14 protein-coding genes and 1 tRNA gene are annotated in these 21,458 nt (G+C 70.7%); 7 read left to right on the forward strand and 8 right to left on the reverse strand.

The window, feature by feature from the left end; translation table 11 throughout:
- The first annotated feature begins 617 nt into the window (after positions 1-617).
- Positions 618-2,474 carry an SIP domain-containing protein gene (locus CIK81_RS15290; RefSeq protein ID WP_114307547.1) on the forward strand — a complete coding sequence of 619 codons (1,857 nt, stop codon included), beginning with the start codon at positions 618-620 and terminating at the stop codon, positions 2,472-2,474.
- A gap of 31 nt (positions 2,475-2,505) precedes the next feature.
- On the opposite strand, the gene CIK81_RS15295 is transcribed toward CIK81_RS15290, so the two are convergent.
- Together CIK81_RS15295 and CIK81_RS15300 are read right to left on the reverse strand one after the other, a co-directional pair.
- Positions 2,506-3,765 carry a CDP-glycerol glycerophosphotransferase family protein gene (locus CIK81_RS15295; RefSeq protein WP_114307548.1) on the reverse strand — a complete coding sequence of 420 codons (1,260 nt, stop codon included), beginning with the start codon at positions 3,763-3,765 and terminating at the stop codon, positions 2,506-2,508.
- Positions 3,765-5,507: a glycosyltransferase gene (locus tag CIK81_RS15300; RefSeq protein WP_114307549.1), complete on the reverse strand. Its 1,743-nt coding sequence runs from the start codon at positions 5,505-5,507 to the stop codon at positions 3,765-3,767. The genes CIK81_RS15295 and CIK81_RS15300 overlap by 1 nt, the downstream gene beginning before the upstream one ends.
- Positions 5,508-5,719: 212 nt before the next feature.
- On the opposite strand from CIK81_RS15300, the gene CIK81_RS15305 reads away from it, so the two are divergent.
- The 3 genes from CIK81_RS15305 to CIK81_RS15315 are packed head-to-tail and all read left to right on the forward strand — an operon-like array spanning position 5,720 to position 12,647.
- Positions 5,720-7,273 carry a stealth family protein gene (locus tag CIK81_RS15305; protein ID WP_114355863.1) on the forward strand — a complete coding sequence of 518 codons (1,554 nt, stop codon included), beginning with the start codon at positions 5,720-5,722 and terminating at the stop codon, positions 7,271-7,273.
- Positions 7,270-10,656 carry an ATP-binding protein gene (locus tag CIK81_RS15310; protein ID WP_158542065.1) on the forward strand — a complete coding sequence of 1,129 codons (3,387 nt, stop codon included), beginning with the start codon at positions 7,270-7,272 and terminating at the stop codon, positions 10,654-10,656. Before CIK81_RS15305 ends, CIK81_RS15310 begins: the two co-directional genes overlap by 4 nt.
- A gap of 26 nt (positions 10,657-10,682) precedes the next feature.
- The gene (locus tag CIK81_RS15315; protein ID WP_241964207.1) at positions 10,683-12,647 is read left to right on the forward strand and encodes an Ig-like domain-containing protein; all 1,965 of its coding nucleotides are present in this window, start codon (positions 10,683-10,685) and stop codon (positions 12,645-12,647) included.
- 157 nt (positions 12,648-12,804) lie between these two features.
- On the opposite strand, the gene CIK81_RS15320 is transcribed toward CIK81_RS15315, so the two are convergent.
- The 6 genes from CIK81_RS15320 to CIK81_RS15345 all read right to left on the reverse strand — a co-directional run bounded on the left by CIK81_RS15320 (position 12,805) and on the right by CIK81_RS15345 (position 20,136).
- Positions 12,805-13,425 (reverse strand): LytR C-terminal domain-containing protein, encoded by a 621-nt coding sequence (locus tag CIK81_RS15320; protein WP_096165318.1) that lies wholly within the window; start codon positions 13,423-13,425, stop codon positions 12,805-12,807.
- Positions 13,426-13,427: 2 nt separating this feature from the next.
- Complete coding sequence (locus CIK81_RS15325) at positions 13,428-14,837, reverse strand: beta-N-acetylhexosaminidase (protein ID WP_096165316.1); 1,410 nt, start codon at positions 14,835-14,837, stop codon at positions 13,428-13,430.
- Positions 14,838-15,071: 234 nt separating this feature from the next.
- The gene (locus tag CIK81_RS15330; RefSeq protein WP_114355864.1) at positions 15,072-16,142 is read right to left on the reverse strand and encodes a peptidoglycan-binding protein; all 1,071 of its coding nucleotides are present in this window, start codon (positions 16,140-16,142) and stop codon (positions 15,072-15,074) included.
- A 523-nt stretch (positions 16,143-16,665) separates the two neighbouring features.
- A tRNA-Pro gene (locus CIK81_RS15335) sits at positions 16,666-16,739 on the reverse strand.
- 57 nt (positions 16,740-16,796) lie between these two features.
- The gene (locus tag CIK81_RS15340; RefSeq protein WP_114355865.1) at positions 16,797-17,735 is read right to left on the reverse strand and encodes a metallophosphoesterase; all 939 of its coding nucleotides are present in this window, start codon (positions 17,733-17,735) and stop codon (positions 16,797-16,799) included.
- A gap of 1 nt (position 17,736) precedes the next feature.
- Complete coding sequence (locus CIK81_RS15345) at positions 17,737-20,136, reverse strand: transglycosylase domain-containing protein (protein WP_158542066.1); 2,400 nt, start codon at positions 20,134-20,136, stop codon at positions 17,737-17,739.
- A 210-nt stretch (positions 20,137-20,346) separates the two neighbouring features.
- Between CIK81_RS15345 and CIK81_RS15350 the strand changes: the two genes are divergently transcribed.
- The 3 genes from CIK81_RS15350 to CIK81_RS15360 all read left to right on the forward strand — a co-directional run bounded on the left by CIK81_RS15350 (position 20,347) and on the right by CIK81_RS15360 (position 21,458).
- Positions 20,347-20,649 (forward strand): WhiB family transcriptional regulator, encoded by a 303-nt coding sequence (locus tag CIK81_RS15350; RefSeq protein WP_096165309.1) that lies wholly within the window; start codon positions 20,347-20,349, stop codon positions 20,647-20,649.
- Positions 20,650-20,710: 61 nt separating this feature from the next.
- On the forward strand, positions 20,711-20,872 hold the full coding sequence (locus CIK81_RS15355; protein ID WP_176485609.1) for a DUF4177 domain-containing protein: 162 nt from the start codon (positions 20,711-20,713) through the stop codon (positions 20,870-20,872).
- Between the two features lie 82 nt (positions 20,873-20,954).
- Positions 20,955-21,458, forward strand: a complete 504-nt coding sequence (locus tag CIK81_RS15360; protein ID WP_158542069.1) for a RidA family protein — start codon at positions 20,955-20,957, stop codon at positions 21,456-21,458.

A 21,458-nucleotide genomic window follows, 5' to 3' on the forward strand; every position in this document is an offset into this window, starting at 1 on the left:
TTCCTTCGTGCGGGTCGGCGGCGCTGCCGGGTGACGTGGAGCCACACCTGCAGTGACCGCATCCGTCGAGTTCACCGGGTCGCTACGGGAGAGACCCTCTGCGGTCACCCTACGATGCCACGCCCCGACAAATGTGCGGCGCGCGGAGAGCTGAGCGTGTTGAGCGTGTTGCCTCGTCGAGCCGGCCCCGGAGCCCGCTCGGATCGATGGTGAAAAGATCCAGCCAGCTGTCCCGGAGGGAGTGGCGCGGCGCTGTGCGCTGGGGGACCGGGCTCTGCGCAGAGTCTGTCGGCCAGCGCGCACGCCGTCCGCGCGGATCTGTGTGCCCGCGGACGGCGGAGCATCGGACCGGGCGGGGCGCCCGGGCGACGGAATGATCTGTGTCACCGAGGCGAGGCCTGCGAGCCTGCGGCGTGCAGTGATGCGCGCCCGGTCGGACCGCGACGGTGGACGGCAATTGCGCGCCGAGCGGCTTGCGGAATAAGGTCAGGCATGCCTAATCGCAGTGCGCAGGGCCGTTCTCGGCCCGGCGCGGCGAGGGCGTCTCGTCGGTGGCGCTGCCGGCCTGCTGAGGCCGATGGACCACTCGACCCCTGCGACCGGAAGGTGACCTGCTGATGGCACTGATCGAGGCTCGCAATCTGCACCTGGCCTACGACCGTCACGAGGTCGTCCGCGATCTTGATCTGACGCTCCCCGAGGGGCTCATCACGATCATCGTCGGCGCCAACGGCTGCGGGAAATCCACGGTGCTGCGTGGCCTCTCGCGCCTGATGACGCCCCGCGGCGGGTCCGTGGTCCTCGACGGCAAGGAGCTGCAGGCCTTCGGCGGCAAGGACCTCGCCCGCCGCCTCGGGCTGCTGCCGCAGTCCCCGCTCGCTCCCGACGGAGTCACCGTGCGCGAACTCATCGCCCGCGGCCGCTTCCCCCACCAGGGACTGTTCCCGCAATGGCGCGACGACGACGAGCGCGCCGTGCAGGAGGCGCTGGAGGCCACCAGCACCGTCCCCCTGCAGGACCGACCGGTGGCCGAGCTCTCCGGCGGCCAGCGCCAACGGGTCTGGATCGCGATGGCCCTCGCCCAGCAGACCGACGTGCTGCTGCTGGACGAGCCCACCACGTTCCTCGACCTCACCCACCAGCTCGACGTGCTCGACGTGGTGCGCGACCTCAACCGCGAGCGCGGCACCACCATCGGCATCGTCCTGCACGACCTCAACCTCGCGGCCCGCTACGCCGATCACCTGATCGCCGTGAAGGACGGCCGCATCCACACCGAGGGACCTCCCCGCGACGTGATCACCGCGCAGATGGTGCACGACGTCTTCGCCCTCGACGCCCGCATCGTTCCCGACTCCCTCACGGGCACCCCCATGGTGCTGCCGCACGGGCGCGGGAACGCACACCACGACGCCTCCGAGGAGGACGCCATGACCACACTGATCACCGACCCGGCAGCATCCGTCTCCGAGCAGCTGCCCGCCCTCGAGAACAGCTCGATGCTCGCCTTCGACCTCACCGTCGCCGCGCGCAAGCCGCTGGGATCCACCCTGGTGCGCTTCACCTTCACCAGTCCTGACCTGGTGCATTTCGGCACCAACTCCCATCCGCTGGACATGCGCATCAAGATGGTCATCCCCGGCCCCGAGGCGAGCGCGGACCACTTCGCCGGCGTGCGCCCCGGAGCGATGGCGGACCCCACGTTCTTCGCCGAGTGGTACCGCCAGTGGCTGCAGATCGATCCCCGCGACCGCGGCTGGATGCGCACCTACACGGTGCGGGACTTCCGCGCCGCAGGGCACCCCGGCAACGTCAGCGAGCACCCGGAGATCGACGTCGACTTCGTGCTCCACCTCGAGCCCGAGCAGGCCTTCGGCAGCGGGGTCGCCGCGCACTGGGCCCACGGCGCCGAGGTCGGCGACACGGTCTCCATGCTGGGCCCGAACAAGCACCTCGTCGGCCCGGACTACGGCGGCATCGAGTTCCGTCCCGGCACGGCCCGCACCGTGCTGCTGGTGGGCGACGAGACCGCCCTGCCCGCGATCGGCTCGATCCTGGAGTCGCTGCCCGCGTCGATCACCGGCCATGCGCTGGTGGAGATCCCTGATGCGTCCGACGAGCAGCACCTGCTCACGCGTTCCGGCGTGCAGGTGCGCTGGCTACCTCGCGAGGGCCGCCCGCACGGCGAGCTGCTGAGCGCCGAGGTGAAGCGCCTGATGAGCGAGGACGCCCAGGCGTTCCACGCCGAATGCCCCGACGGCGACGAGAGCCCTGTCGCGGAGCTCGAGGACGTCGACGTGGACTCCTCGATCCTCTGGGAGACCTCCACCGGTCACGGCGCCTTCTACGCGTGGCTGGCCGGCGAGGCCGGAGTGATCAAGTCCCTGCGCCGACACCTGGTCAGCGAGCTCGGCCTGGACCGCAAGCAGGTCTCGTTCATGGGCTATTGGCGCACGGGTCGGCCCGAGCACTGAGCACGCCGAGCCTGCGACTCGGTGCGGAGGCTCAGTCCACGCGGGGCAGGTGGCCCATGCCGTCGGACCCCTCGATCCGCGACCACAGCGCGTCGCGCTGGGCGCTGAGATCGCGGCAGGCGGCCAGGAACCGCTCGAGCGAGGCACCGGGCGTGGTGTCGCCCAGGTAGTACTCGGTGAGCAGCCGACGCTCCTCGCGGTGAGGATCCACCTCGAGCTGCTCGGCCACCAGCTCCGCAGCCGTCTCGGCGTCCGACGCGTCCAGGCGCGGCAGCACCTCGAGCATCCGCGTGGCCGCATCCTGCGCCTCGAGCCCCGCCGAGCGCGTCACGATCGCCGGCTTGCCGGTGGCCAACCAGTCGTTCGCGACAGCGGAGACATCGCAGATCAGCAGATCGGACTCGACGAAGTCCAGCTGCAGGGGCCGGTTGTCGGAGATCGTGTGCCAGCCGCCTTCTAGCAGATCCCGCACGGCGCGATCCGCTTCCCCGAACTCCGGCACGCGCACGCCCGTGAGCGGATGGGGGCGATAGATCACCCGATATCCGGCCGCGAGCAGCGAGCGCAGCATCGGATCGGCGTGGGTGCGCAGCGAGCTGTAGGCGACGCTCGCCTGCCCGCCCTCCCAGGTCGGCGCGTACAGCACCACGGGCTGGTCACCGCGCTGTGAGGAGGAGCTGACCTGCGCCCGGTCGGTGTCCAGCGCGGGCCGGCCCACCGCGATGCAGCGCGACGCGGCATCGAACAGCGAGGTGTAACGGGCGAAGCGATCGATCGCCGCCTGCCCGGCCACGAAGGAGTAGTCGTAGGCCTTGACCTGATTGGAGACGGAGACGCCCTTGTCGGAATCGCCGTGCAGCAGCGAGACGTGCAGGGCCGAGCGCGCCCGCAGCGGTGCCATGTTGAGCGGGTTGTAGTTCACGTACAGGATCAGTTTCGTGCCGCTGTTGCTGATGAGCGCATCGAGCGTCGCATCCTGCGCGACCGTCACCACCGGCACGTCGATCTCCCCGCGGATCGTCGCGGCGACGCGGGAGTCCATGCAGATGATGGTGAGGCCCTGGGCGCGGTGCAGCTCGCGCAGCGGCCCGTACCAGCCGCGCAGCTGGTAGAGGCTGTCCGCGGTGTCCGGGAAGTACAGGATCACGTCGCCCGAGAGCGTGGTCCCGCGCAGCGACTCGTCGTCCCCGAGGCCGTCCGGCATGCCGCCGGGAAGCATCCCGAAACGGCGCAGGAACTTGCCGCCGGCGCTGCGGATCCGACGGTTCAGCGTGTTCTCCCGCGGCTGCATCACCGGCCCCCTTCCGCTTCGGGCGGCGAACCGGCGCGGTCGAACAGCGCGGACCAGGCCTGCTCCGTCGTGGCGCGCGGCAGGTCGCGCTCATAGCGGCGGTGCAGCGAGGACCAGCGCAGCGCCATGCGCAGATGACGGCGCAGCGTGCCCAGGAGCAGACTGCGCGCGGTGGACCCCTGCACGAGATGCGCTGTGCCGTCCGGGACGCCCGCGCCGGTGACCACGAACGCATCGGCGCCCATGGTGGTGTGCCAGTGCAGCTCCTCGGCGGTGACCTCGACGACCACGCGCGGGGCGCGGTCCGGGGTCACCAGGCGGAGCGCGGCCCGCAGCACAGCGGGCACGAAGGGCAGCGGGGCGCGGCGCGCGGGCGGCAGCTCGGAGGCGGCGACGGGATGGTCCTCGTGCCACCGGGTGACGATCTCCTGACCCTCGGCCCGGGCCCGCTCGAGGTCATGACCCAGCCAGGCCGACGGGCCTGCGAGGAAGCCCTCGATGCCGTCGTCCCACAGGGCAGCGGTGAGGTGATGGCCGGAGAGGATGTGCTTGCACTGGTGCACCAGCGAGGAGAGGATCACGCCCCGGCGCGAGCTGTAGGCGGCCGCGGTGGCCAGGCGATTGCGGTGCAGGACGCGCGAGGTCCACGACATCTGGGTGCGATAGGCGTCCCACGGCGGATGGTGCACGCTGGTGCCCGGCAGCACCACATGACGGTAGCCGCGCCGGGTGGCACGCAGCCCGTACTCGGCGTCGTCCCACTTCAGGAAGAACGGGGCGGGCAGGCCCAGTTCTGCGACGGTGCCGGGCGGGAACAGGGTCGCCCACCAACCGGTGTAGTTCGCCTCCCCACGGGGACGCAGGAAGTCCCAGTCCTCCGGGGACGTGCCGGTGAGGTCGACCGGGGCGCGCACACCGTCGGCGGCATGCCATTGGAAGTCGTTCGCGCGCACCGCCTCGGACAGGGCGATCAGGCGCAGCGGCTCCTGGGCGGAGAACAGTGGAGTGCCGAGGATCGTGGGCTGCGCGGCGAGGGCCTGATATGTGGCCATCCGCAGCAGCGACTCCTCGCTGATCACGGCGTCGTCGTCGGACAGCAGCACGGAGTCCTCCGGGAACTCCTGGGAGCAGAGCATCCCGCGGGCGTAGCCGCCGGACCCTCCGAGATTGGGCTGGGAGATCAGGCGCACACCGGGGGCGGATTCCTGGAGTGCGAGGAAACCGGGATGCTCGGCGAGGGAACCGCCCTGATCCACCACGATCACCTGGTGCACGCACTCCATCCGCGCGAAGCGTCCCGCCTGCGCGACCGCGTCCTCCTCGCGGCGGAAGGTGGGCATCACGACCGTGACGGGCGCGAGCTCGACGGACCGTTCGGCCGTCCAGATCACGGTGCGCACGTCGCCGTCGATCCACAGCCAGTCGTGCTCCTCACGGGCGAGGCAGATCTCGTGGGAGCCGGCGGTGAGCGGGCGGAGCGCTTCGCGTCGACCGTCACGGGATCCCATGAGCACGAGCGCCGCACCATCAGCACTGCCCGTGCTGCCAACGCTGCCCTCACCGTCAGTGGCGTCAGTGGCGTCAGTGCTGCCGGAGCCGGAGTTCACGTGGACGGTCACCGTGCCCGCACCGAGCACCGCGCGCCAGGCCGCGACCGGGAACGCCTGCTCCCAGAGCGACGCGCGCTCACCGGCGGAGAAGGTCGCCAGGGTGAGCGTGGGGGCATGGGGGCCGGAGCTCATGCGATGACGGCCCTCCCTCGAGTGCTGGAACGGGGCTCGCGCGCGATCCCGAGGAGGATGCAGCGAGCCGGATGCTGGTGCCGCGCACAGGAGATCGCCAGGAGCGAGACCGTCCGGAGCGTGCGGAACTCGGACTATAGCAACGTGAACTGGCCCGGAACACGAGGCACCCTGTGGCGGGCCCGCCTCCCGCGGACCGTAGACTGCGCTGCGTGAGCACGACCCGGCGTATCGCAGCGAAACTGCACAGGGGAGATGCGGCCCGTCGGCTGAGCCTGTCGGGTCGCGCCCTCCTGCCTGCGGCGGACCCCGGAAACGTCTGGACCGGACTGCGACCGCGACTCCAGCAGGCCCGCTCCCTCGAGGCCCCCGATCTGCATGCCGAACGTGAGCAGAGCCTCGAGACGGTGCTCCAGGCGCTCGCCCCGTACCAGCCGATCCTCACCGCGCCCGTCGAACGCCGGCCGTGGCGGCTGGCCGTGCGCGCCGACGAGATCACGGCGGCGCGTCGCCGGCTCGGCGGCCTCCCCGCCCACTGGGAGATCCGCGAGGAGCCCCGCGACCAGCAGATCATCGCCCGCCCGCACCTGGCCGTCGCAGACCGACCCTTCGAGCCCATTGCGGGCCTCGACGTGATGATCGACGTGCTGGAGCGCGAGCAGGGCCGTTACGTCGGCCGTTCCCAGGGCGCGCTGCGCCACGTGCCCGCCGAGGACTGGGCGGCACTGTCCGAGCAGAGCCTGAGGGGCGATGCCCGTCGGCCCTGCGCCCCGGAGCCGGCCGTGCCGATCGACCTGGTCTACACCTGGGTGGACGGATCCGATCCGGCCTGGCGGGAGCGCCGTGACGCGGCACTGCACGCGCGCGGCGAGGGCCTGCCTGCGCGCCATGACTCCGCCGTCGATGCGAGTCGCTTCCTGAACTCCGACGAGCTGCGGTTCTCGCTGCGGTCGGTGCACCGCTACGTGAACTGGGTGCGACGCATCTACATCGTCACGGACCAGCAGGTGCCGTCGTGGCTGATGCGGGAGGACCCCCGGATCCGGATCGTGGACCACCGCGACCTGCTGGGCGGCAGCCGCTTCAACTCCCACGCGATCGAATCCGCGCTGCACCGCATCCCGGGCCTCGCCGAGCACTACCTCTATCTCAACGACGACGTGCTGTTCGGGCGCATCGCCTACCCGAGCGACTTCTTCGCCGCCGAGGGCATCGCGAAGTTCTTCCCCTCGGACCTGCCGATCGACCCCGGCCCCGTGACCGGCGGGGACCTGCCCATCATGGCGGCGGCCAAGAACGGTCGCGACCTGCTGGCCTCCCGCTTCGGCCTCGCAGTGCGCACGAAGATCCGTCACACCGTGCATCCGCAGCTGCGCAGCATCGGCGAGCAGATCGAACGGGAGAACCCCGAAGCGGTGGCCCGCACCCGCAGCGCCCTGTTCCGCTCGCCGACCGACCTCTCCCTCGCCTCGTCGCTGCACCACTGGTACGCCTATGCCCAGGGCCGGGCCGTCCCCGCCCAGCCCAACTACCTGTACGTCGATCTCGCGGCACCCGGACTGGGGCAGCGGCTCGACGCCCTGGACTCGCTGCGCCGCTACGACACCTTCTGCCTGAACCAGGAGGAAGGCGCGGCGACGGACGACATCCGGCGCGAGCTGAGCGCGTTCCTGAACAGCTACCTGCCGTATCCCGCGCCGTGGGAGCGCTCGGCGCCGGCGTCGGCACCACGCAGGCCCGTGGAACTCGGTACCCTGCAGGAGTGAATTCCGCAGCCGAGACCCTCGATCTCCCGGGCATGCCCGAGACCGACGCGCCCACCGACCAGGTGGGCACCGACCCCGAGCATCCGCATCCGGGTCAGTGGCGCCTGGTCGCTGTGCAGATCTCCAACTGGGGAACCTTCCACGGCACCCATGACCTGACGATCTCGCCCAAGGGCTTCTTCCTCACCGGCGGGCCCGGCACCGGGAAGTCCACGCTGCTGGACGCCATCAGCGCACTGTTGACCCCGCCGCGCACGCTGCAGTTCAACGCCGCCGCCTCCGATGCGGGCCCGGCCCGCTCGAAGTACCGCCGCACCGTGGCCAGCTACGTGCGCGGCGCCTGGGCGATGCACTACGACCAGGCCACCGGGGAGTTCAGCCAGGAGGTGCTGCGCGACAAGACCACGCTGTCGGTGCTCACGCTGCGCTACGGCGACGGGATGGGCGGCACCATCCAGCTCTCCCGCCTGCTCCTGCTCCACGCCGGCCACAGCGCCGACTCCGACGTGAAGAGCCTGTACGTCATCGCCCGCAAGCCCCTGGACGTCACGGACCTGCGCCAGTTCGTCTCCAGCCAGATCGAGGGCAAGGCGCTCGAGGCCGCCCACCCCGGCACCGAGACCTTCCGCCAGTTCCGCGAGTACCGCGCCGCCTTCAGCCAGCTGCTGGGCATCCCCGACGAGAAGGCCCTGGGGCTGCTGCACAAGATCCAGTCCGCCAAGGAGCTCGGCGACGTCAACGCCCTCCTGCGCGACTACATGCTCGATGCGCCGCGCACCTTCGAGCTCGCCGACCAGGCGCTCGCGAACTTCCAGAACCTCTCGGAGGTGTACGAGGCGCTGGTCACCGCCCGTGAGCAGCGGGACCTGCTGCGCGGCCTGCGCGGCAACCACGAGGACTGGACCGCGATGCGCGAGCGCGGCGGAGAGCTCGTGGACCGTCGGGCGGACATCGACGTGTACGCCGCCCAGCACCTGGTGCGCCTGCTGGGGGAGGAGACCGGCCGCCTCCAGCTCGAGCGCGACCGCCTCGGTGCCCAGCAGCGCCGCCTCACGCAGGACGTCAACGAGGCGCGTGCGGATCTGGGCCAGCTCAAGGAGCAGCGCAAGCGCGCCGGCGGCGGCGAGATCGACGACTGGAAGCAGCAGATCGCCGGCCTCGAGGTGGAGCGGGACCGCCGCCGCGAGCGCGGCACCGAGTTCGCCTCCCAGCTGGCCACCGTCGAACTGCGCACCCCGGCCGGTGAGGACATGTTCCTCGCCCTCCAGCGCGAGGTCGAGGAGCTCCGCGAGACGCTCGAGACCGAGGAGAAGGGCGCCGATTCGGCCCGCTGGGAGGCCGAGGCGACCGTCCGCGAGCTCACCGCGACCCTGGCCCGCACCCGCGAGGAGCTGAAGTCCCTCACCACGCGCGCCTCGAACCTGCACTCCGAGGACATCGCCCTGCGCGATCACATCGCCTCCGAGGTGGGCATCGCCCCCACCGAGCTGCCCTTCGCCGCCGAGCTGCTGCAGGTGCGCGAGGGCCAGGAGGAATGGACCGCGGCCGCTGAGCAGGCGCTGCGGGGCCTGGCCCGCTCGATCCTCGTGCCCGATCGGGTCTACCGCGAGGTGGCCGCGGTGATCGACCGCACCAAGCTGCGTCGGCGCATCTCCTACAACCGCGTCAACACCGATCTGCGCCGCCCCGCGAAGAACATCGACGACCGCTCGCTGGCCGCGAAGCTCGACGTCAAGGACGGCGAGTTCCACGTGTGGCTGAGCCACGAGATCGCCTCGCGCATGGACTACACCTGCGCGGACACCCTCGAGGAGTTCACGCGCCTGAACCGGGCCGTGCTGCGCTCGGGCCAGATCAAGCACTCCGCCACCCGGCACGAGAAGAACGCCGACCGCCAGATCAACGACCGTTCCCAGTGGGTGCTGGGCTTCGACAACCGCGCCAAGCGGTCCGTGTTCGAGGCCGAGCGCACCCGCGCCGAGCAGGAGCTGTTCGAGGCGCAGGCCCGCCGCAAGGACGTCGAGTCCGAGCGCGAGCAGCGCCGCGAGCGCCTCTACGCGCTGCAGTCGATCAGCCAGGTCACCTGGGACGACATCGATGCCGCGTCGGTCGCCCGACGCGTCGCCAACCTGCGGGACATGGTGCGCGCCGCGGAGGACGGCTCCGCCGCGCTCAGCGAGCTGGCCCGCCAGATCGACGACGTCGAGAGCTCCATCGCCGCCTCCGAGGAGGAGCTGCTGGAGGTGGTGCGCTCCGCCGGCAAGCTCGGGGAGCAGACCGAGCGCGCCGAGGAGCGGCTGGTCGAGGCGAAGGAGCGCGTGGCCGAATCGTCCCTGGCCCCCGAGGTCGAGGCCGAGCTCGCCGAACGCTTCACCGCGATCGCCCCCAGCCTCGTGATCGGCAACATCGACCAGGTCACCAAGGACGCCTCGGCGACCCTGGACGCCGAGCTGATGGCGCTGACCCGCCGCACCTCCCGCGCCGAGGAGGACATGCGCACCGCGATGCGCGAGTTCTCCCGCCGCTGGCCCGCCCAGGCGGGGGACACCGCAGCGACGCTCGAAGCGGCCGACGACTACCTCGCGATCCTGCAGCGGATCGAGGAGGAGAAGCTGCCCGAGGTCGAGGACCGCTTCTTCGAGTTCTTCACCGGCAACACCCTGGGCGACGTGCAGGCGCTCGCCACCGCGATCGCCCGCGAGCCCGCCGAGATCCGCAAGCGGCTGCAGCGCATCAACGCGCTGCTGACCCAGGTCGAGTTCCACTCCGGCCGGTTCCTGCAGCTGTCGATGCGCCCGGTGCACCTCACCGCACTGGATGAGTTCAAGCGGGCGCTGGAGGATGCGGTCGCGGACACCGCGCTGAACGACATCAGCCGCGACCGGGACCTCGCCGAGGAGCGCTTCCTCTCGCTGCGCCACCTGATGGACATGATCGGCGCCGCCCGCACCCGGGACGACCAGATCTCCCGCGTGATCCTCGATGTGCGCCGGCACGTGCACTTCCATGCGGAGGAGGTCGACACCGAGGGCACCGTGGTCCATGCCCACGAATCCGGCGGTCCGCTCTCGGGCGGCCAGAACGAGCGCCTGGCCACGTTCTGCCTCGCTGCAGCGCTGCGCTACCAGCTGGCCGGCACCGGCCACGAGGTGCCGCGCTACGCCCCGATCATCATCGACGAGGCCTTCTCCAAGGGCGCCGGCAAGTTCATCACCGCAGCGATGGAGTCCTTCCGCCACTTCGGCTTCCAGGTGATCCTGGCCAACCCGGGCAAGAACCCGCAGGCGCTGGCCCCGTTCATCGGCGGCGTCGGCGTGGTCTCGATCCGGCAGGACCGGTACTCCTCCGTCGCCCCGGTGGAGTTCGTCCCGGTCGAGGAGTGACCCCGCCCCCTTGCTACGCTGATCCGGTGCCCGAGACGATGCCGCGTCCCCTGTGGCGCGCGCGCCTGCGCAGGGCCGTCGCGCGCGGTGCCGCACTGTGCGCCGCCACCGCCTTCGCCGCCTCGCTGACGCTCCCGGCCGCCGCGCTCGGGGAGGACGGCCCGTTCGACTTCCCCGCCGAGACCACCACGGTGACGATGATCCCCGGAGCCGTGACGCGGGTGCCGCTGACCGCGCTGCTGGAGGACGACCTCGAGGCGGAGGTCGACCTCGAATCCGCCCAGCTCGCCGTGCCGGAGGACCTCGACGAGGCCGAGCGTCAGCTGATGGAGGTCTCCGACGACTCCCGCAGCATCGGCGTGGCGGGGGAGGGGACCTGGACCCTGATCAGCGACGCCCTCGTCTTCACCCCGCTGCCCGGCACGGAGGGACCGGCCACCCCGATCGCGCTCACCGTCGAGGGCGATTCCGGCACCCGCTCGCAGCCGGCGACCTTCACCCCGGAGGTCGTCGAGCTCGAGGAGATCTCGCTGCGCGGATCGGCCGGAGACGTCGAGAAGATCCCGCTGGACGACTCCCTTCCCACCGACGGCTCCGTGCGGCTCGAGCTCGCCGGGCTCCCCGCCGGCTCCACCGTGACCGAGGACGGCAGCCGGGCGACGGTCCCGGAGCAGGGCGTCTGGCAGCTCTCGGCCGACGGCACCACCCTCACCCACACCCCCGCCGGCACCGCGCTGGGGCGGCAGCTGGACCCGGTGCGCCTGGTCGCGGAGGATGCCGAGGGCGGGGTGGTCAGCGCCGCCGAGGTGGTGCTGACCGTCCCGATCATCTCCGACCTCGACCGCTCCGCGCCGTTCGGCGAGGACATCGTCTTCGCCGTGGGCGAGGGGCAGCAGCACGTGGACCCCGCCACCCTGCGCCTGACCCCACCGGCGGGGGACACCGGCGTGACGACGTCCGACGACGGCACCCAGGTGGTGGTCCCGCAGCAGGGGACCTGGAGCCTGGACCGCGAGAGCGCCAGCGTGCGGTTCAGCCCCGAGAGCGAGGACGTGCATGTGACCGCGCCGATGGGCATCGTGGGCGGCGACGGCAAGGGCGCGGAGTCGGCGACTGCTCTGCTGAGCACCGCCTACCCGATCCTCGCGGACCGCAGCGCGGCCTCGGCCCCCGGAACCGCACTGCAGTTCGATCTGACGCTCGGCAACCGCGACGTGCGCTCGGACTCCCTGCGCTTCGACCAGGACGCGCTCCCCGAGGGCGCCGAGCTCTCCCACGACGCCACCCAGGTGCGCGTGGACGGCGAGGGCACCTGGAGCATCGACATCGAGGACCGCACGGTGACGATGACCCCCGAGGAGGAGTTCACCGGCACCGCCTCACCGGTGGGAGTCACCGCCCGGGGCGTCTTCGCCGACAACCCCGTCTCGGCGACCTTCGAGGCCGTCTTCTCACCGGTGATCGCCACGATGCGCGACGACGAGCAGCGCACCGCCCCGCAGACCTCGCTCACGATCGACGTGCTGGCCAACGACACCGCGGGCAGCGGCTCCCGCCCCCTCACCCCGAGCACGCTCGAGATCGGCTCGCTCGAGGCCACCAACCTCACCGAGCTGGAGGACGGGCGCGGCAAGCGGCTGGTGGTGCCCGAGGAGGGCACCTATACGGTCAGCGCGAACGGTTCGGTGACCTTCACCCCGGAGGACGACTTCGTGGGCCGCACCACCCCGATCACCTACGACGTGCTGGACAGCGCCGGCACCCCCACCTCCGCCAAGCTCGCCGTCGAGGTGGATCCGAGCCTCACCGGCGCTGCGGAGACAGGGAACCAGTCCGCCGGAATCAACACCCTGCTGGCGGGTCTGATGCCGTCGGCGCCGGCGACGTTCCTGGTCTTCGGGACCATCGTGCTGCTGCTGCTCTTCGGCGGCGGCCTCGCCCTGTGGATCGGCGTGCAGATGGAAGCCGACAAGCGCGACTGGGAGAACTGAGCGGGAGGCCTCGTGCGGCCCCGCCCGCAGGCTTGCGCTTCGATCACTCCGAGGGCCCCGTCCGCAGGCTCGCGCCCCGATCACTCCGTGGGGCCCCATGCGCCGGCTCGTGCGCCGTTCACTCCGTGCGGCCCGCGCCTGCAGGCCCGCGCCCCGATCACTCGGTGGGGCAGCCCTCGGGCATCTCGACGGCGTCCTCGAGCGCGGCGGCCGCGTCGTCCTCCGGCGCGAGCTCGGAGAAGCCGTTGCCGAGCAGGAGATCCACCTCGGCGCCCTCGCGGTCGTCCAGCCGCAGCGCGGCGTCGGGCACCTGTGTGCGCACGGACTGCGCGGCGAGATACCCGTCGGGCCCGTACACGATGGTGACCGCGGAATCAGCCTTCTTCGTATTGCCCGCGTCGCCCATCGTGAAACCTCTCGAGCCGAGCTGCTCGGTGACCTCCCCGGCGAGGCCCCCGCGGCTGGTGCCGTTGAGCACGGTGACGGTGACGTCCCCGGGCGGTAGCGGGACGGCGCCGGGATCCGGGCAGGTGACCTCGGCTTCCTCCTCGCCGAACGACTTCTGGGCGATCACGCCCTGCTCGGCGCTGGGCCTGCGGAACTCGCCCACCGCGTAGACGCCCACCCCGATCAGCACGATCACGAGCAGCGAGAAGATCGCCAGCTGCACCGCGCGCAGCCGACGGGTGCGCCGCACCCGCAGCTCGCGGCGGCGCACATCGTCGGACGATCGCCCGTAGGGATGGGCGTCGCGATGGGACGAGGGCGGGACCGTCATGGTCAGTCCAGCGGGCGGTACCGGATGCCGAAGGCATCCAGGCGCGGCAGATGGGCCCGCAGCCGCTCCTCGAACTCCTCCCAGCTCTGCTCGGGCGAGCCCCAGGCGCGCTCTGCCAGGGCGCACATGCGCGGGAACGCCATGTACTGCAGCTGAGCCGCATCGGGCAGGTATTCGGACCACAGCTGGCCCTGCAGGCCGATCAGCAGCCGCTCCTGCTCCTCGCCGAGCTTCTTGGGGGTGAAGTCCGCCGTGTAGACGTCCTTGACGGTGGTCAGGCCGCCGATCGCGAGCGGCTCGCCCTTCGGATCGGCCTGGTAGAAGTCGAAGTAGGTGTGCTCGCTGCTGGCGATGATGGTCTGGAAGCCGCGCTCCGTGGAGGTCTTCAGACCGTCGGCGCCGCGCCAGTTCATGACCACGGTGTCATCGGGCAGATGGCTCTCGAGCACCTCGTCCCAGGCGACGATCCGCTTGCCGGACTCGGCCAGCACGTCGGCCGCGAACTGGGTGAAGCGGCCCTGGATCTCGGAGACCCGGGTCAGCCCCCACTCGTTCATGCGGGCGCGCGCCGCGGAGGAGCGCTCCCATTCCACGCGCGGGCACTCGTCCCCGCCGATGTGGACGTACGGCGCGGGGAAGATGTCGGCGATCTGGGTGAGCACGTCGCGGAGGAAGTCGAAGGCCGCGTCGTCCACGCCGAGCACGTGATCCGAGATGCCCCAGACCTCGCGCACCCCGACCTGCTGCTCGGGGAAGTTCCCGAGATTGGGGTAGGCGGCGATCGCGGCCTGCATGTGGCCGGGCAGATCCACCTCGGGCACGATCATGATGCCGCGACGGCGCGCGTACTCCACGAGCCCGCGCAGCTCCTCCTGGGTGTAGAAGCCGCCGTGCGGGGTGCCGTCGAACTCCCAGGCGTCCTCGTCGCCGCTCATGTGGCCCACGAGGGTCTGATCGCGCCAGGCGCCCACCTCGGTGAGCTTCGGGTAGCCCTTGATCTCCACGCGCCAGCCCTGATCATCGGTGAGGTGCAGGTGGAGGATGTTCAGGCGGTGCAGCGCCATCGCGTCGATCAAGGTCTCGATCTCGGCCACGGCGAGGAAGTGGCGGGAGACGTCCACGTGCATGCCGCGCCAGGCGTTCTTCGGGAAGTCGCTGATGGTCACGCAGGGGATCGAGTCCCCGGCGCCGGTGACGATCTGCGCGAAGGTGTTGCGGCCGTCCGCGAGGGCGGCTTCGCTGCCGGCAGTGAGGTTCGCGCCTTCGGGAGAGATCGACAGGGCGTACTCGGTGCGGCCCAGATCCTCGGTGAGACCGACGGAGAGCTCGTCCCACGGTGCGGTGGTCTGCCATGTCCCCTCGGACCAGATCACGGACTGCGGGTACGGGACGAGCGCGATCGGATCGGGCATCAGCTTCTCCTAGGACCTGGACGTCGATGTGCAGATCCCAGTTTGCCACGCGGCGTGCGTCGCCGAGACCCGGTCGCGCGGGCTGGCGGGCTCGTAGTGGCCCGGACGCACGGGAGCCCGGTCGGCAGTGCCGACCGGGCTCCCTCACTCCGCCCTGCTCCTTCCCGTTGACGCTGATGCGTCGAGCAGGCCGTCGTGGCTGGTGGGCGTCTTCCTCAGACGCTGATCAGCAGATCAGCGGTAGGTGACGAAGACGTGCGGCGAGTTCCAGATGGAACGCTCGACGACCTGCTGGCGCGAACCGGAGGCATCGATGATCCGGCCGTTGCCGACGTAGATCCCGATGTGCCCGTAGTTGTTCGCGGTGAACGCCACGAGATCGCCGGGCTGCGCCTGCGACTGGGAGATGATCTTCCCGCCGAAGGTGTATCCCTTGGCCGTCTTGCGCGGCAGGTTCATGCCCGCCTGGCCGTACGCGTAGTGCACGAGGCCGGAGCAGTCGAACCCGGTGGAGGGCGAGCTGCCGCCCCACGTGTACCGGACGCCGGTCTGGCTGCGTGCCGCGTTGATGATCGCCTGGCCGTTCACGGAGGTCCCGGAGGACGCTCCGCCGGAGCTGCCACCGATGGTGGCGTTCCCGTACAGCGCGTTCCAGGTCTTCGGGCCGACGACACCATCCACGCCGATGCCCGCAGCGCGCTGGAGCGCACGGACGGCGGAGTTGGTGGCGGGGCCGAAGGAGCCGTCGACCGCGATGGAGGCACCGCGGGCGTTGAGCTGGGACTGCAAGGTGCGCACGGCCGTGCCGCGCGATCCCTGCCGCAGCTTGGGCTGCGAGGACGACGAGCCGCCCGAGGACGAGCTGCCGCTGAGGGCGTTCCAGGTCTTCGGACCGACGACGCCGTCCACGCCGATGCGCGCTGACGACTGCCGATTCTTGACCGCTCGCAGGGTGGCGGAGCCGAAGACCCCGTCGACCTTGAGCGAGGCGCCGTGGGCGTTCAGCCGACCCTGGAGGTAGGACACGGCACTGCCGCGTGCTCCGAGGCGCAGCTTCACGCTGGTGTACTGGGAGGAGGCTGCCGGGGCGACGGCCGGGGCGGCGCCGCGCACGGTGCCGACGGCGGAGGCCGACGGACCCTTCGCGGTGGCGGTGGCTGTGCCCGTGAGAGCGGCGGTGGCCGAGACGGCGCCGATGACGGCGACGGCCCCCACGCCTCGACCGACCGGAGCGGCGAGGCCCCGGTAGTCGATCACGGCACGGCCGGCTGCCCGGTGTGTGCCTCGGGGAGTGGTGCGGAACATCAGCGGTATTCACTTTCTCCGTCGCCTCGCAGAAGACCGGACGCGTCGCGCGCGAAGGGTCTGCGCCCGTCACCCAGGGAAGCGGAGGAAGGGTCCATGCCGGTGACGGGGAGGCGGCGACATGGACGGCACCCCAGGTCAAGGCGGCACCATTGGCCACTGTATGTCCAGGTGGAATCCAGCCCACAGGGGGGTTTACCCAGGGAGACCGACACCTTTGCCAAGAATTTACCTAAAATCGCCGATTTTCACCGTGTTGCCCGTGAAATCGGACAATTCATATGGTAGTTACACGATTGTTATTCACGACGGTGTGAACGTGTGAACGGTGTGAACGGTGTGCGGCGGGGCAGGGGGCGCGAGGCGAGGCGCGGCCCGTGAGTGACGGCGGCGAGGCTCGGGAGCGACGCTTGAGGTCGACGCCTGGGAGCGACGCCTGGGAGCGACGCTTGAGAACGACGCCCGGGAACGACTCAGGGCCACGATCGCGTCTCTCGACGTTCTCGCGGCCCTGAGCAACCGGTCGGGGTGACAGGATTTGAACCTGCGACCTCCTCGTCCCGAACGAGGCGCGCTACCAAGCTGCGCCACACCCCGGTGGTGCGCCACCGAAGCGGTGCACCGGAGAGCAACTTTAGCAGGCGTCGGAGGGGGTCAGCGCCCCGTATCGGGCCGCGAGGCACGCAACGTGAGCAAGGTCGCCTCCGGAGGGGTGAGGAAGCGGTAGTTCGAGTAGGGGCTCGCGCCCAACCCCGCACTCACATGCAGCGGCACTCCCTGCCAGCTGGACAGTCCTCGCGCCTGCTGGCGCGGCAGATCGCAGTTGGTCACGAGGGCCCCGACGCCGGGCAGCCGCAGCTGGCCGCCATGGGTGTGACCGGCCAGGATGAGATCTGCGCCGTCGGCCGCGAAGGCATCCAGCACCCGGCGGTACGGGGCGTGCGCGACCCCCAGGCGGAGCACATTGCCGTGATCGGGGGCAGAGGGTTCAGGGGCCGGCCGGGCGGGCATCTCGTCGCGCTCGAGGTGGGGGTCGTCGACGCCGGCCAGGCGCACTTCGAGGCCGCCCAGCTCGATGCACGCCCGGGTGTTGGTGAGGTCCTTCCAGCCATGTGCCGAGAGCCGTCGGGCCAGCTCCTGCGTGGGCAGGTCCGGGTCGCGGGGCTCGGTCATCCCCTCGGGGCGCGGATCCGGCAGCAGGTACCGTGCCGGGTTCTTCGGCCCCGGGGCGAACATGTCGTTGGATCCCATCACGTACGCCCCGGGTCTCTGCAGGAGCGGGTCGAGGGCGTCGGCGAGCACCGGCACGGACGCCGCCGAGGCGATGTTGTCGCCGGTGTCGATCACCAGGTGCGGCCGCAGCGAGGCGAGGTGCCGCAGGAACGCGAGCTTGCGGTGCTGATCGGGCATCAGGTGGATGTCGCTGATGTGCAGCAGGCGGATCGTGCGTGCCCCCGGCGGCAGGATGCGCAGTTCGTGCTCGCGCAGCGTGTACCGGTGGATCTCGACCCGGTGGGACCAGACGTGCGCTGCCGCGGCGGCGCCGAGGCCGGCCAGGCCCACGGCTCCCGCGGCGGCGGCCAGTGGCCGCATCTCAGCCCTTCCCGGTGGACTGGCGGATGACGACCGTCTGACCCTCGGGCAGATCCGCCCCGGGCTCGGGGTCCGTGCCGATCGCGTAGCCCTCGCCGACCGAGTCGGAGCTCTCCTCGCGCACCTCGGTCTTGTACCCGGCGGCCTCGACCGATGCCGTGGCCTCGGACATGACCTTGCCGTTCACGTCGGGGACCTTGCCCTTCTCCACTGCGTCGTTCGCCTCCGTCTTGGTCTCCGGCGGAGCGTCCGGGAAGGACTCGCTGGGCAGATCCTTGTGCACCTCGGTCATGTACTCCTGCCACGTGGGCAGGGAGATCGTGTTGCCCCAGACGTGGCCGGTGCGGAGCATCGTCCCGTCGACGTCGAAGCCGCCCGGGCGCTTGTCGCCCTGGGGGTGGCCGAACCACACGGCGGTGGACACCTGCCGGGTGAAGCCGACATACCAGGTGTGGTACTGCTTGTTCGAAGTGCCGGTCTTGCCGCCTGCAGGGTGGCCGGGGATGATCTTCCCCTTGCCGGTGGCCTTCGGGTCCTCGAGGTCCTGCTCGAGCGTCCAGGCCATCGTGTCGGCGACCTTCTTCTCGACGGCCTGATGGCAGTCGGCGCCCGAGATCCCCATCGCGTCGCCGTTGCGGTCGGTGACCTCGGTGATCGCCTGCGGCTTGCAGTATGTGCCGCCGGCGGCCCAGGTCGCGTACGCGCCGGCCATGTCGAGCGCGGAGACCTGCAGCTGCCCCAGCACCACGGCCGACGGAGCCAGCGTGGTGCCGTACATGTCGGCGATGTCCATGTCGTAGGTGGCCGGGTCGAAGGGGTTGTACTTGCCGGGCACCACACCGATGTCGCGGGCGCCGTCGGCGATGTCGCACAGGTCGATCTGGCGCGCCATGTTCGCGTAGGCGGTGTTGATGGAGAACTTGGTGCCGTTCAGGACGGACTCCATCGGAGCGATGTCCACGGAGACGGCGTTGTCCGGGTTGTACCCGGGGCTCTCCCGCCAGGCGCCACGAGACAGGCAGCGCGCGGGGAAGTTCGACATCGCCTCGCGCTTGGTGCTGACGCGGTCATCGATGCTGTGGCCGCTCTTGAGCCATTCCTGGAGCACGAAGGGCTTGAACGTCGAGCCGACGGGGAAGCCGTTGGATCCGCCGAGGGCCTGCGGCACGTTGTAGTTGATCGCGGTCTCGCCCGCGCCGACCTCCTCATAGGGGTTGAACACGCGGTTCTCGGCCATCGTGAGGATGTTGCCGGTGCCCGGCTCGACGCTCACGATCGAGTGGCCGAAGCCGTTCGAGGAGTCGCCGGGGACCTTGCGCTGCAGAATGTCGGTCGCCGTCTTCTGCATCTCCGGGTCCAGGGTGGTCTTGATCGTGAGACCGCCGCCGTACAGGAGCTTGCGCCGCTCCTCGTAGGAGGGGGCGAACTCGGGGTCGTTCAGCAGCGACCGGGTGACGTAGTCGCAGAAGAAGCCGCTGTCGCCCGCGTCGGCGCAGCCGGCCCGCGTGTTCGTGATCGAGAGCATGTCCTCGACGGGCTGGTCGGTGTACTCGTCGTACTCCTCCTGCGAGATGTGGCCCTCGCGCTTCATGTCGGCGAGCACCTCGTTGCGGCGCTTCTGACCGGCTTCGGGGTGGGAGACGGGGTCGTACTGGTTGGGCCCGTTGGTGACGCCCGCCAGGAGCGCCGCCTCGCCGGGGTTGAGGTCCTTCGCGCTCTTCGAGAAGTAGTGGCGCGCTCCGGTCTCGACGCCGTACTGCGAGGGCCCGAACTGCGCGACGTTGAGGTACGCGTTGAGGATCTCGTCCTTGCTCCACTGCTTCTCGAGCGAGATCGCCAGCTTCGCCTCGCGCGCCTTGCGGCTGTACGTCTGCGCGGTGGCCTCGTCGATCGCTTCCTTGTCGCCACGCTGCACGGCGTCCATCAGCAGGGCGTTCTTCACGTACTGCTGCGTGAGGGTGGAGCCGCCCTGGGTGGCGCTGCCGCCCGCGTTGGAGGCGAAGGCACGGATCATGCCCTTGGCGTCGACGCCGCCGTGCTCGTAGAAGCGGCGGTCCTCGACCGAGATCACGGCCTGCTGCATGTACGGGGAGATCTCTTCCAGCGGCACCATGATGCGGTTCTCGGTGTAGAACGTCGCCAGCAGCGAGCCATCGGCCGCCTCGATGCGGCTGGCCTCGTTGAGGGGCTCGACCTCGAGCTCCGTCGGATAGGACTCGAACAGGGCGACGCCGTCCTCGGCGACCTTCGAGGAGGCGGAGACCGCCGGCAGGAAGAACGCGGCCAGGAGCACCCCGGCCAGGACGGAGACAGCGAGCATTCCCAGCAGCAGGTACAGGGTCTGCGCCAGGGCGACGGGGAGGGAGCGTCCGGAAGCGGAGCTGGACGGAGTGCGGGCCATGCTCCAACAGTACGGGGGCGACGGACGGCGAGCCATGAACCGAGGCCCGCGTCGAGGAATCTTCACGATTCCGCCCCAGCGGTGGGGCGCGAAGGCCCTTATCACGTCACAGGCAGGTCACGGAGTGGAGTCGGATTTTGCGCTGTGGCATGCGTCTCCTTACAGTGGTCGAAGAAATCGGGTCAACGAAGATTCGGAAAGAGGATGCACATGACCATCGGGGCGATTCCGACCACCGAGGATTCGAGCTGGGCGACACGAGGCGCATGCGTGGGCATGGACCCGGACGGGTTCTTCGTCCAGGGGGCTGAGCAGCACACCGTGAAGGTGGCCTGCGGTGCGTGCCCGGTGAGGACCGAGTGCCTCGCCGACGCGCTGGACAACAAGGTCGACTTCGGGGTGTGGGGCGGCATGACAGAGCGGGAACGTCGGCGCCTGCTGCGGCGCAACCCCGACGTGAGCGACTGGTCCGCGGTGCTGCGCCGCGCCTCGCAGGAGGCCGTGGGCAGCTGAGCCGGACGGTCGGCCAGCCCCGTTGGCGGGTCCGGCCGGTAGGCTTCGGGCCATGAGCACTATCACCCGCTGGGAGTACCTGACCGTTCCGCTGCTGATCCACGCGACCAAGCAGATCCTCGACAACTACGGCGAGGAGGGCTGGGAGCTGGTTCAGGTCGTCCCCGGACCGAATCCGGAGAACCTGGTCGCCTACCTCAAGCGGCCCCTGACCGAGGGCTGAGCTCGTGACCACGTCGCCTTCCGAGACTCCCGGCTCCGCTGAGCGCGCCGGGGCCGCAGCCCCTGCGGGCACCGGATCCCGCATCCGGGCACGTCTGGATGAGCTGGGCCTGACCCTGCCCGTCGTCGCCGCACCGGTCGCCGCCTATGTCCCGGCCGTCGCGGTCGGCTCGGCCGTCCACACCTCCGGCCAGCTGCCCTTCGTCGAGGGGTCCCTGCCCGCGACGGGCAAGGTGGGCGCCGAGGTCACTCCGGAGAGGGCCGCCGAGCTCGCTGCGATCTGCTGCCTCAACGCCCTCGCCGCCATCGAGGCCCTGGTCGGCGATCTCGACCAGGTGGTGCGCGTCGTCAAGGTCACCGGCTACGTCGCCTCCGACCCGCAGTTCACGGCGCAGCCCGCCGTGATCAACGGGGCCAGCGAACTGCTGGGCTCGATCTTCGGCGATATCGGCCAGCACGCCCGCAGCGCCGTCGGCGTCGCCGTGCTCCCGCTGGATTCCCCGGTCGAGCTGGACCTGCACGTGGAGCTCGCATCGGCCGCCCAGGCCGCTGCGGCGACCGCACCGGCCGCCGCGCCGACAGCCTGA

It is taken from the genome of Brachybacterium sp. JB7, assembly GCF_003335205.1.
Lineage (GTDB): Bacteria > Actinomycetota > Actinomycetes > Actinomycetales > Dermabacteraceae > Brachybacterium > Brachybacterium alimentarium.

Excerpts from the sequence above, each read along its gene's own strand:
- CIK81_RS15320 (WP_096165318.1), bottom strand. The coding sequence starts at position 13,425 with ATGACGGTCCCGCCCTCGTCCCATCGCGACGCCCATCCCTACGGGCGA.
- CIK81_RS15330 (WP_114355864.1), bottom strand. The coding sequence starts at position 16,142 with ATGTTCCGCACCACTCCCCGAGGCACACACCGGGCAGCCGGCCGTGCC.
- CIK81_RS15340 (WP_114355865.1), bottom strand. The coding sequence starts at position 17,735 with ATGCGGCCACTGGCCGCCGCCGCGGGAGCCGTGGGCCTGGCCGGCCTC.
- CIK81_RS15325 (WP_096165316.1), bottom strand. The coding sequence starts at position 14,837 with ATGCCCGATCCGATCGCGCTCGTCCCGTACCCGCAGTCCGTGATCTGG.
- CIK81_RS15295 (WP_114307548.1), bottom strand. The coding sequence starts at position 3,765 with ATGCAGCCGCGGGAGAACACGCTGAACCGTCGGATCCGCAGCGCCGGC.
- CIK81_RS15350 (WP_096165309.1), top strand. The coding sequence starts at position 20,347 with ATGACCATCGGGGCGATTCCGACCACCGAGGATTCGAGCTGGGCGACA.
- CIK81_RS15290 (WP_114307547.1), top strand. The coding sequence starts at position 618 with ATGGCACTGATCGAGGCTCGCAATCTGCACCTGGCCTACGACCGTCAC.
- CIK81_RS15345 (WP_158542066.1), bottom strand. The coding sequence starts at position 20,136 with ATGGCCCGCACTCCGTCCAGCTCCGCTTCCGGACGCTCCCTCCCCGTC.
- CIK81_RS15300 (WP_114307549.1), bottom strand. The coding sequence starts at position 5,507 with ATGAGCTCCGGCCCCCATGCCCCCACGCTCACCCTGGCGACCTTCTCC.